The sequence below is a fragment of the Ralstonia mannitolilytica genome (assembly GCF_905397375.1).
Classification (GTDB): domain Bacteria; phylum Pseudomonadota; class Gammaproteobacteria; order Burkholderiales; family Burkholderiaceae; genus Ralstonia; species Ralstonia mannitolilytica.
On the sequence record NZ_CAJPVG010000010.1, the window covers coordinates 31,435 to 46,696 of the forward strand.

A 15,262-nucleotide genomic window follows, 5' to 3' on the forward strand; every position below is an offset into this window, starting at 1 on the left:
CTAGTTGGTGGCCGGAGAACCGAAGCGGTTCTCAACTGAACTGAAGAAGGAAAGAAGATGCCACGTCGTCGTGAAGTCCCCAAGCGGGAAATTCTGCCGGACCCGAAGTTCGGCAATGTGGAAGTCGCCAAGTTCATGAACGTCCTGATGCTGGACGGCAAGAAGTCGGTGGCTGAGCGTATCGTCTACGGTGCGTTCGACCAGATCGAGAAGAAAGCAGGCAAGGCGCCCATCGAAGTCTTCAGCGTTGCAATCAACAACGTGAAGCCGGTGGTCGAAGTGAAGAGCCGCCGTGTTGGCGGTGCCAACTATCAGGTGCCGGTCGAAGTCCGGCCGTCGCGTCGTCTGGCATTGGCGATGCGTTGGCTGCGGGAAGCTGCGAAGAAGCGCAGCGAGAAGTCGATGGCCCTGCGTCTTGCTGGTGAGCTGCTCGAAGCTGCAGAAGGCCGCGGCGGCGCGATGAAGAAGCGCGACGAAGTGCACCGCATGGCCGAAGCCAACAAGGCGTTCTCGCACTTCCGCTTCTAAGCGACGCGACAACGTTGTTGGTTGCTGGGCGGGCTGTGTGCGCACATCTCGCCCATTTGTATTAGGGGCGCTTGGCGATTGCCGGCGCCCCGTTGACGAATCTGAGGATTAACCGTGGCTCGTAAGACCCCCATTGAGCGCTACCGTAACATCGGTATTTCTGCTCACATCGACGCCGGCAAGACCACCACGACCGAGCGGATCCTGTTCTACACCGGTGTGAACCACAAGATCGGTGAAGTGCATGATGGCGCCGCCACCATGGACTGGATGGAGCAGGAGCAAGAGCGCGGCATCACCATCACGTCCGCTGCCACCACCGCCTTCTGGAAGGGCATGGCGGGCAACTACCCCGAGCACCGCTTCAACATCATCGACACCCCGGGCCACGTGGACTTCACCATCGAGGTGGAGCGTTCCATGCGCGTGCTGGACGGCGCGTGCATGGTGTACTGCGCGGTGGGCGGGGTGCAGCCGCAGTCGGAAACCGTCTGGCGTCAGGCCAACAAGTACAAGGTGCCGCGTCTGGCGTTCGTCAACAAGATGGACCGTACCGGCGCGAACTTCTTCAAGGTCTATGACCAGCTGAAGACCCGTCTGAAGGCCAACCCGGTGCCCGTCGTGGTGCCGATCGGCGCGGAAGACGGCTTCCAGGGCGTCGTCGACCTGCTGGAAATGAAGGCCATCATCTGGGACGAAGCCAGCCAGGGCGTGAAGTTCGAATACAAGGACATCCCGGCCGAGTTGCAAGCCACCGCTGAGGAATGGCGCGAGAAGATGGTGGAGGCCGCGGCCGAAGCCAGCGAAGAGCTGATGGAAAAGTACCTGGGCGGCGAAGAGCTGACCCGTGCCGAGATCGTCAAGGCGCTGCGTGACCGTACCATCGCCTGCGAAATCCAGCCGATGCTGTGCGGCACCGCGTTCAAGAACAAGGGCGTGCAGCGCATGCTCGACGCCGTGATCGACTTCCTGCCGTCGCCGGTCGACATTCCGCCGGTCAAGGGCGTGGACGAGAACGACGACGAGAAGAAGCTCGAGCGCAAGGCTGACGACAACGAAAAGTTCTCGGCGCTGGCGTTCAAGATCATGACCGACCCGTTCGTTGGCCAGCTGATCTTCTTCCGCGTCTACTCGGGCAAGGTCAATTCGGGTGACACGGTGTACAACCCGGTCAAGCAGAAGAAGGAACGTCTGGGCCGTATTCTGCAGATGCATGCCAACCAGCGCGAAGAAATCAAGGAAGTGCTGGCCGGTGACATCGCTGCGGCAGTGGGCCTGAAGGACGCGACCACGGGTGACACGCTGTGCGATCCGAGCGCGCCGATCGTGCTGGAGCGCATGGTGTTCCCGGAGCCGGTGATCTCGCAGGCCGTCGAGCCGAAGACCAAGGGCGATCAGGAAAAGATGGGCCTGGCGCTGAACCGCCTGGCTGCAGAAGATCCGTCGTTCCGCGTGAAGACCGATGAAGAGTCGGGCCAGACCATCATTTCGGGCATGGGCGAGCTCCACCTCGAAATTCTGGTCGACCGCATGAAGCGCGAATTCGGCGTGGAAGCCAACATCGGCGCGCCGCAGGTGGCCTACCGCGAAACGATCCGCAAGACGGCAACCGACGTCGAAGGCAAGTTCGTCAAGCAGTCGGGCGGCCGCGGCCAATACGGCCACGCAGTGATCACGCTGGAACCGCAAGAGCCTGGCAAGGGCTTCGAGTTCGTCGACGCCATCAAGGGCGGTGTGATTCCGCGGGAATTCATCCCGGCAGTGCAGAAGGGTATCGAAGACACGCTGACTGCGGGCGTCCTGGCCGGCTTCCCGGTCGTCGACGTGAAGGTCACGCTGACGTTCGGTTCGTACCACGACGTGGACTCGAACGAAAACGCGTTCCGGATGGCTGGCTCGATGGCGTTCAAGGAAGCGATGCGCCGCGCCAGCCCGGTGCTGCTCGAGCCGATGATGGCCGTGGAAGTGGAAACGCCGGAAGACTACACCGGTACCGTGATGGGCGACCTGTCGTCCCGCCGCGGCATCGTGCAGGGCATGGACGACATGGCAGGCGGCGGCAAGATCATCAAGGCCGAAGTCCCGCTGTCGGAAATGTTCGGTTACTCGACCGCGCTGCGCTCGGCCACGCAAGGCCGCGCCACGTACACCATGGAATTCAAGCACTACGCTGAGGCACCGAAGAACATCGCCGAAGCCGTGATGGCCGCCAAGGGTACGAAGTAATCAACGTGTTTGGGCGACCGCACGTGCGGTCGCCCCGATCCATATCTAGTAATTAGCTGATTCCGAATTGAGGAGCTGACATGGCAAAGGAAAAGTTCGAGCGGACCAAGCCGCACGTGAACGTTGGGACGATTGGTCACGTTGACCACGGCAAGACGACGCTGACCGCAGCGATCGCGACCGTGCTGTCGAGCAAGTTCGGTGGCGAAGCGAAGAAGTACGACGAAATCGACGCAGCGCCGGAAGAAAAGGCACGCGGCATCACGATCAACACCGCACACATCGAGTACGAAACGGCCAACCGCCACTACGCGCACGTTGACTGCCCGGGCCACGCCGACTACGTCAAGAACATGATCACCGGTGCCGCCCAGATGGACGGCGCCATCCTGGTGTGCTCGGCCGCGGACGGCCCGATGCCGCAAACGCGTGAGCACATCCTGCTGGCCCGCCAGGTTGGCGTGCCGTACATCATCGTCTTCCTGAACAAGTGCGACATGGTGGACGACGCCGAGCTGCTCGAGCTGGTGGAAATGGAAGTGCGCGAGCTGCTCTCGAAGTACGAATTCCCGGGCGACGACACCCCGATCATCAAGGGCTCGGCCAAGCTGGCGCTGGAAGGCGACAAGGGCGAGCTGGGTGAGGTGGCGATCATGAACCTGGCCGACGCGCTGGACTCGTACATCCCGACGCCGGAGCGCGCCGTGGACGGCACGTTCCTGATGCCGGTGGAAGACGTGTTCTCGATCTCGGGCCGCGGCACCGTGGTGACCGGCCGTATCGAGCGCGGCGTGATCAAGGTCGGCGAGGAAATCGAAATCGTCGGTATCAAGGCCACGCAGAAGACCACCTGCACGGGCGTCGAAATGTTCCGCAAGCTGCTCGACCAAGGTCAGGCAGGCGACAACGTCGGTATCCTGCTGCGCGGCACGAAGCGTGAAGACGTCGAGCGTGGCCAGGTGCTCGCCAAGCCGGGTTCGATCACCCCGCACACGCACTTCACGGGCGAGGTCTACATCCTGTCCAAGGACGAAGGCGGTCGTCACACCCCGTTCTTCAACAACTACCGTCCGCAGTTCTACTTCCGTACGACCGACGTGACCGGCTCGATCGAGCTGCCGAAGGACAAGGAAATGGTCATGCCGGGCGACAACGTGTCGATCACCGTCAAGCTGATCGCCCCGATCGCCATGGAAGAAGGCCTGCGCTTCGCCATCCGTGAAGGCGGCCGTACCGTCGGCGCCGGCGTCGTCGCCAAGATCATCGAGTAAGGCGGACTGATGCGCCGCTGCTGCCAAAGGGCGCGGCGCATCGTCGGGTTATCGCTCTTTCCATCTTCCGGCGGCCTGGCCGCCACGCTCTTTAAGGAAACATCATGCAGCAGAACCAAAAGATCCGTATCCGCCTGAAGGCTTTCGACTATCGCCTGATCGACCAGTCGGCCGCTGAGATCGTCGAGACCGCCAAGCGCACCGGCGCGATCGTCAAGGGCCCGGTGCCCCTGCCGACCCGCATCCAGCGTTTCGACGTCCTGCGTTCGCCGCACGTCAACAAGACCAGCCGCGACCAGTTCGAAATCCGTACGCATCAGCGCCTGATGGACATCGTCGATCCGACCGACAAGACTGTCGACGCGCTGATGAAGCTGGACCTGCCGGCCGGCGTGGACGTCGAGATCAAGCTGCAGTAAGCAAGACAACGCTGCCGGTTCGCCGGCAACGGGCACGGACGGCGAGCCAGGTGCTCGCCGTTTTGCTTTTTGCCAAGAATGTTGTTCCGTGCGCGACGCCCGGACGGGAATCCGCCAATCGTGCTTGCGGATTGTCCGTAACCGGGATATAGTGTAGGGCTACCCCTTTAGTAAAGGGGAGTGGGCTGGCCATTTGGTCGTGCGCTGTCTCTTTAGGCGCGGCCCAGTTCAAGATTCGTAGTATCAATCAGCCCCGGCCAATCGCAGCTGGGAATGGAGCAAACCATGAGCCTTGGCCTTGTAGGTCGCAAGGTTGGCATGACCCGTATTTTCACGGACGACGGCGATTCGATTCCCGTCACCGTGCTCGAGGTCGGCGACAACCGCGTGACGCAAATCAAGACGGACGAGACCGACGGTTACACCGCGGTTCAAGTCACCTTCGGCACCCGCCGTGCCAGCCGCGTCACCAAGCCGCTGGCGGGTCATCTCGCCAAAGCCGGTGTGGAAGCGGGCGAAGTCATCAAAGAATTCCGAGTGGATGCCGCTCGTGCCGCAGAATTCCAGCCCGGCGCGAACATCAGCGTCGACCTGTTTGAAGTCGGTCAGAAGATCGACGTCCAGGGCGTGACGATTGGTAAGGGCTACGCCGGTACCATCAAGCGTTACAACTTCTCGTCGGGCCGCGCGTCGCACGGTAACTCGCGTTCGCACAACGTGCCGGGCTCGATCGGTATGGCGCAGGATCCGGGCCGTGTGTTTCCGGGCAAGCGCATGACCGGTCACATGGGTGACGTCACCCGTACCGTCCAGAACCTGGAAATCGCCCGCATCGACACAGAGCGCAAGCTGCTGCTGGTCAAGGGCGCCATCCCGGGTGCCAAGGGCGGTCAAGTCATCGTCACGCCGGCCGTGAAGGCTCGCGCCAAGAAGGCATAAGGAGCAAACGCATGGAACTGAAGCTGCTCCAGGACAACGGTCAACTCGGCGCGGGTGTTGCTGCCTCGCCGGAAGTGTTCGGCCGTGATTACAACGAGGCCCTCGTTCACCAGATCGTCGTCGCTTACCAGGCCAACGCGCGCAGCGGCAACCGTAAGCAGAAGGATCGTGAAGAGGTCAAGCACACGACCAAGAAGCCGTGGCGCCAGAAGGGTACGGGTCGCGCCCGTGCAGGTATGAGCTCCTCCCCGCTGTGGCGTGGGGGTGGTCGTATCTTCCCGAACAGCCCGGAAGAAAACTTCTCGCAGAAGGTCAACAAGAAGATGTACCGCGCCGGCATGCGCTCGATTTATTCGCAGCTTGCCCGCGAAGGCCGCATCAACGTCGTTGACAGCCTGTCCGTCGAAGCCCCGAAGACCAAGCTGCTGGCCGATAAGTTCCGCGCCATGGGCCTGGATTCGGTGCTCGTGATTACCGATAACCTGGACGAAAATCTCTTCCTGGCATCGCGCAACCTGGCGCACGTGCTCGTGGTTGAGCCGCGTCACGCCGATCCGCTGTCGCTCGTGCACTACAAGAAGGTGCTCGTGACGAAGGGCGCCGTCGCGCAGATCGAGGAGTTGCTGAAATGACGCAAGTTGCCAAGAACGACCATCGCCTGATGCAGGTGCTGCTGGCACCTGTGGTGTCTGAAAAGGCAACCCTGGTGGCCGAGAAGAACGAGCAGGTCGTGTTCGAAGTGGCCCGCGACGCCAACAAGGGCGAAGTGAAGGCTGCCGTCGAACTGCTGTTCAAGGTCGAGGTCGAGTCCGTCCAGATCCTGAACCAGAAGGGCAAGCAAAAGCGCTTCGGTCGCTTCATGGGTCGTCGTGACCACGTGAAGAAGGCCTACGTTTCGTTGAAGCCGGGTCAGGAAATCAATTTTGAAGCGGAGGCCAAGTAATCATGGCACTCGTCAAAACCAAGCCGACATCGCCGGGCCGCCGCTCGATGGTGAAGGTCGTCAATCCCGACCTTCACAAGGGCGCGCCGTACGCTCCGCTGCTGGAAAAGCAAATCCAGAAGTCGGGCCGTAACAACAACGGCCACATCACCACCCGTCACAAGGGCGGTGGTCACAAGCACCACTATCGTGTGGTCGATTTCAAGCGTAACGACAAGGACGGTATTCCGGCCAAGATCGAACGCCTGGAATATGATCCGAACCGCAGCGCCAACATCGCGCTGGTCCTGTTCGCCGATGGCGAGCGCCGCTACATCATCGCCCCGAAGGGCGCCGTGGTCGGCCAGGCCATCGCCAACGGCTCGGAAGCGCCGATCAAGGCCGGTAACAACCTGCCGATCCGCAACATCCCGGTCGGTACGACGATCCACTGCGTGGAGATTCTGCCGGGCAAGGGCGCACAAATCGCCCGCTCGGCCGGTACGTCCGCCGTGCTGCTGGCTCGCGAAGGCATCTACGCTCAAGTGCGTCTGCGCTCGGGTGAGGTGCGTCGCGTGCACATCGAGTGCCGCGCCACCATCGGTGAAGTCGGCAACGAAGAGCATAGCCTGCGCCAGATCGGCAAGGCCGGTGCGACGCGTTGGCGCGGTATCCGCCCGACCGTCCGTGGTGTGGTGATGAACCCGATCGATCACCCGCACGGTGGTGGTGAAGGTCGTACCGCAGCTGGCCGTGATCCGGTGTCCCCGTGGGGCACGCCGACCAAGGGCTACCGCACCCGTCGTAACAAGCGCACGGACAGCATGATCGTCCAGCGCCGCCACAAGCGTTAATCGGTAGGTAGGAGCTAAGAAATGACTCGTTCCGTAAAGAAAGGTCCGTTCATCGACGCCCACCTGCTGAAGAAGGTGGAAGCGGCGGTGAGCAGCAAGGACAAGAAGCCCATCAAGACGTGGTCGCGTCGCTCGACCATTCTGCCGGACTTCATCGGCCTGACGATCGCCGTCCACAACGGCCGTCAGCACGTTCCCGTGTATGTCACGGAAAACATGGTTGGCCACAAGCTCGGTGAATTTGCGCTGACGCGCACGTTCAAGGGCCACGCTGCCGACAAGAAAGCGAAGCGATAAGGGGCAATCATGGAAGTTAAAGCGATTCATCGCGGCGCCCGTATCTCCGCACAGAAGACGCGTCTGGTTGCTGACCAGATCCGCGGTCTGCCGATCGAGCGCGCGCTCAACGTGCTGACGTTCAGCCCGAAAAAGGCGGCTGGCATCGTGAAGAAGGTGGTTGAGTCCGCCATCGCGAACGCCGAGCACAACGAAGGCGCCGACATCGACGAGCTGAAGGTCAAGTCGATCTACGTCGACAAGGCAACGTCGCTCAAGCGCTTCACCGCACGTGCGAAGGGCCGTGGCAACCGCATCGAGAAACAAACCTGTCACATCACTGTGACGCTGGGCAACTAAGGGGTCACGATGGGACAGAAGATTCATCCGACTGGCTTCCGTCTGGCTGTCAGCCGTAACTGGGCATCGCGCTGGTACGCCAGCAACACCCAGTTTGCGGACATGCTCAAGGAAGACATCGAGGTTCGCGAGTTTCTGAAGAAGAAGCTGAAGAACGCTTCGGTGGGCCGCGTGGTCATCGAGCGTCCGGCCAAGAATGCACGTATCACCATTTACAGCTCGCGTCCGGGCGTGGTGATCGGCAAGAAAGGCGAGGACATCGAACTGCTGAAGGCCGAGCTGCAGCGTCGCATGGGTGTGCCTGTGCACGTGAACATCGAAGAAATCCGCAAGCCGGAAGTCGATGCACAGCTGATCGCCGATTCGATCACGCAGCAGCTCGAGCGCCGCATCATGTTCCGCCGCGCAATGAAGCGCGCAATGCAGAACGCGATGCGCCTGGGTGCCCAGGGCATCAAGATCATGAGCTCGGGCCGTTTGAACGGTATCGAAATCGCCCGTACCGAGTGGTACCGCGAAGGCCGTGTGCCCCTGCACACGCTGCGCGCCGACATCGACTACGGCTTCTCCGAAGCGGAAACCACCTACGGCATCATCGGTGTCAAGGTGTGGGTGTACAAGGGCGACCATCTGGGCCGCAACGATGCGCCCGTCGTGGAAGAGCCGAAGGAAGATGAGCGCCGTCGCCGTCCGGGTCGCCCGGAAGGTCGCCGCCGTGAGGGCGAGGGCCGTCCGGCTGGTCAGCGCCGCGGTGCTGGCGCAGGTGCCCGTCGTGGCGCCGACGCCAAGACTGGAGAATAAACATGCTGCAACCGAAGCGTAGGAAGTACCGCAAGGAGCAGAAGGGCCGCAACACGGGTATCGCAACGCGCGGTAATGCGGTCTCTTTCGGCGAGTTCGGCCTGAAGGCGATGGGCCGCGGCCGTCTGACGGCACGTCAGATCGAGTCGGCCCGTCGTGCGATGACCCGTCACATCAAGCGTGGCGGCCGCATCTGGATCCGGATTTTCCCGGACAAGCCGATCTCGAAGAAGCCTGCCGAAGTCCGTATGGGTAACGGTAAGGGCAACCCGGAATACTACGTGGCTGAAATTCAGCCGGGCAAGATGCTGTACGAAATGGATGGCGTCGGTGAAGAACTGGCACGCGAGGCGTTCCGCCTGGCGGCTGCCAAGCTGCCGATCGCGACCAGCTTCGTGGTGCGTCAGGTCGGAACGTAAGGAGCACACACCATGAAAGCATCCGAACTGCGCGACAAAGATGTCGCCGGGCTGAACCAGGAGCTCTCCGAGCTGCTGAAGGCTCAATTTGGCCTGCGCATGCAAAAGGCGACGCAACAGCTGCAGAACACCAGCCAGCTGAAGAAGGTGCGTCGTGACATCGCGCGCGTCCGCACCGTGCTGGGCCAGAAGGGGAACCAGAAATGACTGAAGCCGCAACGTCCCTGAAGCGCACGCTCGTCGGTCGCGTTGTCAGCAACAAGATGGACAAGACCGTGACGGTCCTGGTCGAAAACCGCGTCAAGCATCCGCTGTACGGCAAGTACGTGGTGCGCTCCAAGAAGTACCATGCGCACGACGAAGCCAACCAGTACAACGAAGGCGACAAGGTTGAGATCACGGAATCGCGCCCCATCTCGCGCACCAAGTCGTGGGTGGTGTCGCGTCTGGTTGAAGCTGCACGCGTGATCTAAAACAACAGCGAAGCAGTTTGCTGTTGCAAGACCGAGATTATGTGATATAATCTCGGTCTTTCCCTTTGTAAGGGTGTCGGCTGCATCGCAGTCGGCTCGGGTCGAGGGAAAAAAGAATGGGCCGGGCGGCGCTCGCCGTCGGGCAGCTACCGACTTCAAGTTGATCAACCCAATCGCGGCTGGCGCAATGCCAGCGGCCGGCGGGACCAAGACTGATCGCCTCCGCGCATTGTGTGCCTGGCGAATTAAGTTGGGACGAGAACACCATGATTCAGACAGAAAGCCGGCTCGAAGTGGCCGATAACACGGGTGCGCGTGAAGTCATGTGCATCAAGGTGCTGGGCGGTTCGAAGCGCCGCTACGCCAGCGTCGGCGACATCATCAAGGTCAGCGTCAAGGATGCTGCCCCGCGTGGTCGCGTCAAGAAGGGCGACATCTATAACGCCGTGGTGGTGCGTACCGCCAAGGGCGTGCGCCGTCCTGACGGCTCGCTCATCAAGTTCGACGGCAATGCCGCCGTGCTGCTGAACACCAAGCTTGAGCCGATCGGCACCCGTATTTTCGGGCCGGTCACTCGCGAACTCCGTACCGAGCGCTTCATGAAGATCGTGTCGCTCGCGCCGGAAGTGCTGTAATCGGAGGCCGCATGAACAAGATTCGCAAGGGCGATCGCGTCATCGTCCGCACCGGCAAGGACAAGGGTAAGCAAGGTACCGTGCTCGCTGTGCTCGGCGAGCACGTGACCGTGGAAGGCGTGAACGTCGCCAAGAAGCACGTGCGCCCGAACCCGATGCTGGGTACCACGGGTGGTGTGGTCGACAAGGTCATGCCCATCCATATTTCGAACGTTGCGCTCGTGGATGCCAATGGCAAGCCGTCGCGCGTCGGCATCAAGGTCGAAGGTGGCGTGAAGACGCGCGTACTGAAGACCACCGGTGCTGCCGTCGGCGCTTGATTCTGGGCGAGAGAGAGGAGTTGAGCATGACTGCGCGTCTGCAAGAGTTTTACAAAGAAAAGGTTGTGCCCGAACTGATCAAGCAGTTCGGCTACAAGTCCGTGATGGAAGTGCCGCGCATCACCAAGATCACCCTGAACATGGGTCTTGGCGAGGCTGTGAATGACAAGAAGGTCATTGAGCACGCCACCGGCGACCTCACCAAGATCGCGGGCCAGAAGCCTGTCGTGACGAAAGCCCGCAAGGCTATCGCCGGCTTCAAGATCCGCCAGGGTTACCCGATCGGCACGATGGTCACGCTGCGTGGCCAACGCATGTACGAATTCCTGGACCGCTTCATCACCGTGTCGCTGCCGCGTGTGCGCGACTTCCGCGGTGTGTCCGGCAAGGCGTTCGACGGTCGTGGCAACTACAACATCGGTGTGAAAGAGCAGATCATTTTCCCCGAGATCGAGTACGACAAGATCGACGCGCTGCGTGGCCTGAACATCAGCATCACCACGACGGCGAAGAGCGACGAGGAAGCCAAGGCGCTCCTCAACGCATTCAAGTTCCCGTTCCGTAATTAAGGGGTTACCGTGGCTAAATTGTCTCTGATCGAACGCGAGAAGAAGCGTGCCAAGCTCGTGGCCAAGTACGCTGAAAAGCGCGCCGCTCTCGAAGCCATCGTGGCCGACCAAAGCAAGTCGGAAGAAGAGCGTTACGAAGCGCGTCTGAAGCTGCAGCAGCTTCCGCGCAACGCGAACCCGACTCGTCAGCGCAACCGCTGCTCGATCACCGGTCGTCCCCGCGGTACGTTCCGCAAGTTCGGCCTGGCGCGTAACAAGCTCCGTGAAATCGCCTTCAAGGGCGAGATCCCGGGTCTGACGAAAGCCAGCTGGTAATCACGCACAGGCTACAGGAGAAACAGTATGAGCATGAGCGATCCGATCGCCGATATGCTGACGCGTATCCGCAACGCGCAAGCGGTGGAAAAAGCGTCGGTGGTCATGCCGTCGTCGAAGCTGAAGGTGGCAATCGCCAAGGTCCTGAAGGACGAAGGCTACATCGACGAATTCGCCGTGACCGAGCAGGGTGGCAAGGCAACCCTGACGATTGGTCTGAAGTACTACGCCGGCCGTCCGGTCATCGAGCGCCTGGAGCGCGTCTCGAAGCCTGGTCTGCGCGTGTACAAGGGCCGTAACGAAATCCCGCAAGTGATGAACGGCCTGGGCGTTGCCATCATCTCGACCCCGAAGGGTCTGATGACGGACCGCCGTGCCCGCGCAACCGGTGTCGGTGGCGAAGTCATTTGCTACGTCGCCTAAGGGAGGGGAACCATGTCTCGCGTAGGTAAGGCTCCCATCGCGCTGCCCAAGGGCGCCGAAGTCAATTTCGCTGGTGGTCTGCTGACCGTCAAGGGCCCGCTGGGTACCCTGTCGCAGCCGATTCACGAGCTGGTCAAGGTCAACACCGACAACGGCACGATCACGTTCTCGCCCGCAGACGAGTCGCGTGAAGCCAATGCGCTGCAAGGCACGATGCGCGCCCTGACGGCCAACATGGTGAAGGGTGTGACGACGGGTTTCGAGCGCAAGCTGAACCTGGTCGGCGTGGGTTACCGTGCTTCGGTTCAGGGCAACGCCCTGAAGCTGCAACTCGGTTTCTCGCACGACGTGATCCATGAGATGCCGGAAGGCGTGAAGGCGGAAACGCCGACGCAAACCGAAATCATCATCAAGGGTTCGGACAAGCAGAAAGTTGGTCAGGTCGCCGCTGAAGTGCGTGGTTATCGCCCGCCTGAGCCGTACAAGGGCAAGGGTGTGCGCTACGCCGATGAGCGTGTGATCCTGAAGGAAACCAAGAAGAAGTAAGGGTGCACATCATGAACAAAAATGACTCGCGTCTGCGCCGTGCACGTCAGACCCGCCTGAAGATTGCGGAACTGAACGTCGCCCGTCTGGCTGTGCACCGTACGAACCTGCACATCTACGCGCAGGTCTTCTCGGAAGACGGCACCAAGGTCCTGGCTTCGGCCTCGACGGCGGAAGCCGAAGTCCGCAAGGAATTGAACGGCAACGGTGGCAACACCGCTGCCGCCACCTTGGTGGGTAAGCGTATCGCCGAGAAGGCGAAGGCTGCCGGCATCGAAGCCGTGGCGTTCGATCGCTCGGGTTTCCGTTATCACGGTCGCGTGAAGGCACTGGCTGACGCGGCACGCGAAGCTGGCCTGAAGTTCTAAGCCGGCATAGAGGATATCGTCATGGCAAAAATTCAACCGAAGGTCCAAGGGGACGAACGCGACGACGGTCTTCGCGAGAAGATGATCGCGGTCAACCGCGTGACCAAGGTGGTCAAGGGCGGCCGTATTCTCGGTTTCGCCGCACTGACCGTGGTGGGTGACGGCGACGGCCGTATCGGCATGGGCAAAGGCAAGGCCAAGGAAGTGCCCGTGGCCGTGCAGAAGGCAATGGACGAAGCCCGTCGCAAGATGGTTAAGGTTCCGCTGAAGAACGGTACGCTCCAGCACGAAGTGGTTGGCAAGCATGGCGCCGCCAAGGTGCAGATGATGCCTGCAAAGGACGGTACTGGTGTGATCGCCGGTGGTCCGATGCGCGCCATCTTCGAAGTGATGGGCGTGACGAACATCGTGACCAAGTCGCACGGTTCGACCAATCCTTACAACATGGTGCGCGCAACGCTGGACGGCCTGCGCAAGATGAGCACCCCGGCTGAGATTGCTGCCAAGCGTGGCAAGTCGGTCGAAGAGATCCTCGGCTAAGCCGAAGGGATAGGTGAACGATATGTCGCAGAAAACCGTGAAAGTCCAACTCGTGCGCAGCCTGATCGGCACGCGCGAAGACCATCGCGCTACGGTGCGTGGTCTGGGCCTGCGCCGCCTGAACTCGGTGTCCGAATTGCAGGACACGCCCGCAGTGCGCGGCATGATCAACAAGGTGTCCTACCTGGTCAAGGTCATCGGCTAAGGGAAGACGGAGAAGAGCATGCAACTGAATAACCTGAAGCCGGCAGCCGGCTCCAAGCACGCCAAGCGCCGCGTTGGTCGCGGTATTGGCTCGGGCCTGGGCAAGACGGCTGGCCGTGGTCACAAGGGTCAGAAGTCGCGTTCGGGTGGTTTCCACAAGGTCGGCTTTGAAGGCGGCCAGATGCCCCTGCATCGTCGTCTGCCCAAGCGTGGTTTCACCTCGCTGACCAAGGAATTCACCGCTGAAGTGCGTCTGGGCGACCTGGCGGGGCTGCCGATCGAGGAAATCGATCTGCTGTCCCTCAAGCAAGCCGGCCTGGTGGGCGAGATGGTCAAGAGCGCCAAGGTGATCCTGTCGGGCGAAATCGACAAGAAGGTGACCCTGAAGGGTATCGGCGCAACGGCTGGGGCGAAGGCCGCAATCGAAGCAGCTGGTGGCTCGCTGGCTTAATCGCCTGCTGTTTCACACTGACGGAGCATCCGTTTGGCCACGGCGAAACCTAATGTGATGGCCCAGGCCAAGAACACGGCCAGGTACGGCGATCTTCGCCGTCGGCTCATGTTCCTGGTGCTGGCACTGCTGGTGTACCGGATCGGCGCGCACATTCCTGTGCCGGGTATCGATCCGGATCAACTGGCGCAGCTCTTCCAACGGCAGTCGGGCGGCATCCTCGGGATGTTCAACCTGTTCTCCGGCGGTGCGCTGTCGCGGTTCACGGTGTTTGCGCTGGGGATCATGCCGTACATCTCGGCGTCGATCATTATGCAGCTGCTGACGATCGTGCTGCCGCAGTTGGAGTCGTTGAAGAAGGAAGGTCAGGCCGGCCAGCGCAAGATCACGCAGTACACGCGCTACGGTACGGTGGTCCTGGCAACCTTCCAGGCGCTCGGCATTGCCGTGGCGCTCGAGGCGCAGCCGGGCCTGGTGTTGGATCCGGGCCTGATGTTCCGTGCCACCGCGGTGATCACGCTGGTGACGGGCACGATGTTCCTGATGTGGCTGGGTGAGCAGATCACCGAGCGTGGTCTGGGCAACGGCATCTCGATCATCATCTTCGGCGGGATCGCAGCGGGTCTGCCCAACGCGATCGGCGGGCTGTTTGAGCTGGTGCGCACGGGTTCGATGGGGATTTTCTCCGCGATCCTGGTGGTGGCGATCATTGGCGCGGTGACGTATCTGGTGGTGTTCATCGAACGCGGCCAGCGCAAGATCCTCGTCAACTACGCCAAGCGGCAGGTTGGTAACAAGATTTATGGCGGTCAGTCGTCGCATCTGCCGCTGAAGTTGAACATGGCCGGGGTGATTCCGCCGATCTTCGCATCGTCGATCATTCTGTTCCCGGCCACGATCGCGGGCTGGTTTACGGCCGGCAACTCGACGAATCCGGTTGCACGGTTCGTCAAGGATCTGGCGGCAACGCTGTCGCCGGGTCAGCCGGTGTACATCCTGCTGTATGCGGCGGCGATCATCTTCTTCTGTTTCTTCTACACCGCGCTGGTCTATAACAGCCGCGAGGTTGCAGATAACCTGAAGAAGAGTGGGGCGTTCATTCCGGGTATTCGTCCGGGCGAGCAAACCACGCGGTATATCGACAAGATTCTGGTGCGTCTGACCCTGGCGGGTGCGATCTACATCACGCTGGTGTGTCTGCTGCCGGAGTTCTTGGTGCTGCGCTGGAATGTGCCGTTCTACTTTGGTGGGACGTCGCTGTTGATCATCGTGGTGGTCACGATGGACTTCATGGCGCAAGTGCAGTCCTACGTGATGTCTCAGCAGTACGAGTCTTTGATGAAGAAGGCGAATTTCAAGGGTAACTTGACGCTCCGCTAGGAGCGGTCGCACGAAGCTGAAGG

General features: G+C 61.1%; 25 protein-coding genes. All 25 read left to right on the forward strand.

Going from position 1 to position 15,262, the window contains the following annotated elements:
- Positions 1-57: 57 nt before the first annotated feature.
- The 25 genes from rpsG (at position 58) to secY (ending at position 15,239) form a co-directional block, all read left to right on the forward strand.
- The gene (gene rpsG / locus KHN96_RS17400) at positions 58-528 is read left to right on the forward strand and encodes a 30S ribosomal protein S7 (RefSeq protein WP_006576502.1); all 471 of its coding nucleotides are present in this window, start codon (positions 58-60) and stop codon (positions 526-528) included.
- A gap of 114 nt (positions 529-642) precedes the next feature.
- Complete coding sequence (gene fusA / locus KHN96_RS17405; protein WP_045785053.1) at positions 643-2,754, forward strand: elongation factor G; 2,112 nt, start codon at positions 643-645, stop codon at positions 2,752-2,754.
- Positions 2,755-2,834: 80 nt separating this feature from the next.
- The gene (gene tuf, locus KHN96_RS17410) at positions 2,835-4,025 is read left to right on the forward strand and encodes an elongation factor Tu (RefSeq protein WP_045785052.1); all 1,191 of its coding nucleotides are present in this window, start codon (positions 2,835-2,837) and stop codon (positions 4,023-4,025) included.
- A 104-nt stretch (positions 4,026-4,129) separates the two neighbouring features.
- Positions 4,130-4,444, forward strand: a complete 315-nt coding sequence (rpsJ, locus tag KHN96_RS17415; RefSeq protein ID WP_003264110.1) for a 30S ribosomal protein S10 — start codon at positions 4,130-4,132, stop codon at positions 4,442-4,444.
- Positions 4,445-4,729: 285 nt separating this feature from the next.
- Complete coding sequence (gene rplC / locus KHN96_RS17420) at positions 4,730-5,383, forward strand: 50S ribosomal protein L3 (protein ID WP_115044104.1); 654 nt, start codon at positions 4,730-4,732, stop codon at positions 5,381-5,383.
- Between the two features lie 11 nt (positions 5,384-5,394).
- Positions 5,395-6,015 (forward strand): 50S ribosomal protein L4, encoded by a 621-nt coding sequence (rplD, locus tag KHN96_RS17425; RefSeq protein WP_045785050.1) that lies wholly within the window; start codon positions 5,395-5,397, stop codon positions 6,013-6,015.
- Positions 6,012-6,326 (forward strand): 50S ribosomal protein L23, encoded by a 315-nt coding sequence (rplW, locus tag KHN96_RS17430; RefSeq protein ID WP_004634476.1) that lies wholly within the window; start codon positions 6,012-6,014, stop codon positions 6,324-6,326. Before rplD ends, rplW begins: the two co-directional genes overlap by 4 nt.
- 2 nt (positions 6,327-6,328) lie before the next feature.
- Positions 6,329-7,159: a 50S ribosomal protein L2 gene (gene rplB / locus KHN96_RS17435; RefSeq protein WP_045785049.1), complete on the forward strand. Its 831-nt coding sequence runs from the start codon at positions 6,329-6,331 to the stop codon at positions 7,157-7,159.
- Between the two features lie 21 nt (positions 7,160-7,180).
- The gene (gene rpsS, locus KHN96_RS17440) at positions 7,181-7,456 is read left to right on the forward strand and encodes a 30S ribosomal protein S19 (RefSeq protein ID WP_045785048.1); all 276 of its coding nucleotides are present in this window, start codon (positions 7,181-7,183) and stop codon (positions 7,454-7,456) included.
- Positions 7,457-7,465: 9 nt separating this feature from the next.
- Positions 7,466-7,795 (forward strand): 50S ribosomal protein L22, encoded by a 330-nt coding sequence (gene rplV, locus KHN96_RS17445; RefSeq protein ID WP_003271370.1) that lies wholly within the window; start codon positions 7,466-7,468, stop codon positions 7,793-7,795.
- 9 nt (positions 7,796-7,804) lie between these two features.
- Positions 7,805-8,596, forward strand: coding sequence for a 30S ribosomal protein S3 (gene rpsC / locus KHN96_RS17450; RefSeq protein ID WP_045785047.1), 792 nt, complete (start codon positions 7,805-7,807; stop codon positions 8,594-8,596).
- Positions 8,597-8,598: 2 nt separating this feature from the next.
- On the forward strand, positions 8,599-9,015 hold the full coding sequence (gene rplP / locus KHN96_RS17455) for a 50S ribosomal protein L16 (protein ID WP_003264123.1): 417 nt from the start codon (positions 8,599-8,601) through the stop codon (positions 9,013-9,015).
- Between the two features lie 12 nt (positions 9,016-9,027).
- Positions 9,028-9,222, forward strand: coding sequence for a 50S ribosomal protein L29 (rpmC, locus tag KHN96_RS17460; RefSeq protein WP_004634481.1), 195 nt, complete (start codon positions 9,028-9,030; stop codon positions 9,220-9,222).
- Complete coding sequence (rpsQ, locus tag KHN96_RS17465; RefSeq protein WP_045785046.1) at positions 9,219-9,488, forward strand: 30S ribosomal protein S17; 270 nt, start codon at positions 9,219-9,221, stop codon at positions 9,486-9,488. Before rpmC ends, rpsQ begins: the two co-directional genes overlap by 4 nt.
- Before the next feature lie 266 nt (positions 9,489-9,754).
- Positions 9,755-10,123 (forward strand): 50S ribosomal protein L14, encoded by a 369-nt coding sequence (gene rplN / locus KHN96_RS17470; protein ID WP_003264129.1) that lies wholly within the window; start codon positions 9,755-9,757, stop codon positions 10,121-10,123.
- 11 nt (positions 10,124-10,134) lie between these two features.
- Positions 10,135-10,443 (forward strand): 50S ribosomal protein L24, encoded by a 309-nt coding sequence (gene rplX / locus KHN96_RS17475; RefSeq protein ID WP_045785045.1) that lies wholly within the window; start codon positions 10,135-10,137, stop codon positions 10,441-10,443.
- Positions 10,444-10,469: 26 nt separating this feature from the next.
- Complete coding sequence (gene rplE / locus KHN96_RS17480) at positions 10,470-11,012, forward strand: 50S ribosomal protein L5 (protein WP_045785044.1); 543 nt, start codon at positions 10,470-10,472, stop codon at positions 11,010-11,012.
- A 9-nt stretch (positions 11,013-11,021) separates the two neighbouring features.
- Positions 11,022-11,327 (forward strand): 30S ribosomal protein S14, encoded by a 306-nt coding sequence (gene rpsN, locus KHN96_RS17485; RefSeq protein WP_003264132.1) that lies wholly within the window; start codon positions 11,022-11,024, stop codon positions 11,325-11,327.
- Between the two features lie 27 nt (positions 11,328-11,354).
- Positions 11,355-11,750, forward strand: coding sequence for a 30S ribosomal protein S8 (rpsH, locus tag KHN96_RS17490; protein WP_003271376.1), 396 nt, complete (start codon positions 11,355-11,357; stop codon positions 11,748-11,750).
- A gap of 12 nt (positions 11,751-11,762) precedes the next feature.
- Positions 11,763-12,296 carry a 50S ribosomal protein L6 gene (rplF, locus tag KHN96_RS17495; RefSeq protein WP_045785043.1) on the forward strand — a complete coding sequence of 178 codons (534 nt, stop codon included), beginning with the start codon at positions 11,763-11,765 and terminating at the stop codon, positions 12,294-12,296.
- Positions 12,297-12,307: 11 nt separating this feature from the next.
- Positions 12,308-12,664, forward strand: a complete 357-nt coding sequence (gene rplR / locus KHN96_RS17500; protein WP_009241896.1) for a 50S ribosomal protein L18 — start codon at positions 12,308-12,310, stop codon at positions 12,662-12,664.
- A gap of 21 nt (positions 12,665-12,685) precedes the next feature.
- Positions 12,686-13,204, forward strand: coding sequence for a 30S ribosomal protein S5 (gene rpsE, locus KHN96_RS17505; protein ID WP_013211230.1), 519 nt, complete (start codon positions 12,686-12,688; stop codon positions 13,202-13,204).
- 22 nt (positions 13,205-13,226) lie between these two features.
- Positions 13,227-13,409: a 50S ribosomal protein L30 gene (gene rpmD / locus KHN96_RS17510; RefSeq protein WP_006576229.1), complete on the forward strand. Its 183-nt coding sequence runs from the start codon at positions 13,227-13,229 to the stop codon at positions 13,407-13,409.
- A gap of 18 nt (positions 13,410-13,427) precedes the next feature.
- Entirely contained in the window at positions 13,428-13,859 is a 432-nt protein-coding gene (rplO, locus tag KHN96_RS17515) for a 50S ribosomal protein L15 (protein WP_024977880.1), read from the forward strand.
- A gap of 57 nt (positions 13,860-13,916) precedes the next feature.
- Positions 13,917-15,239, forward strand: coding sequence for a preprotein translocase subunit SecY (secY, locus tag KHN96_RS17520; protein ID WP_062739453.1), 1,323 nt, complete (start codon positions 13,917-13,919; stop codon positions 15,237-15,239).
- Positions 15,240-15,262: the final 23 nt, after the last annotated feature.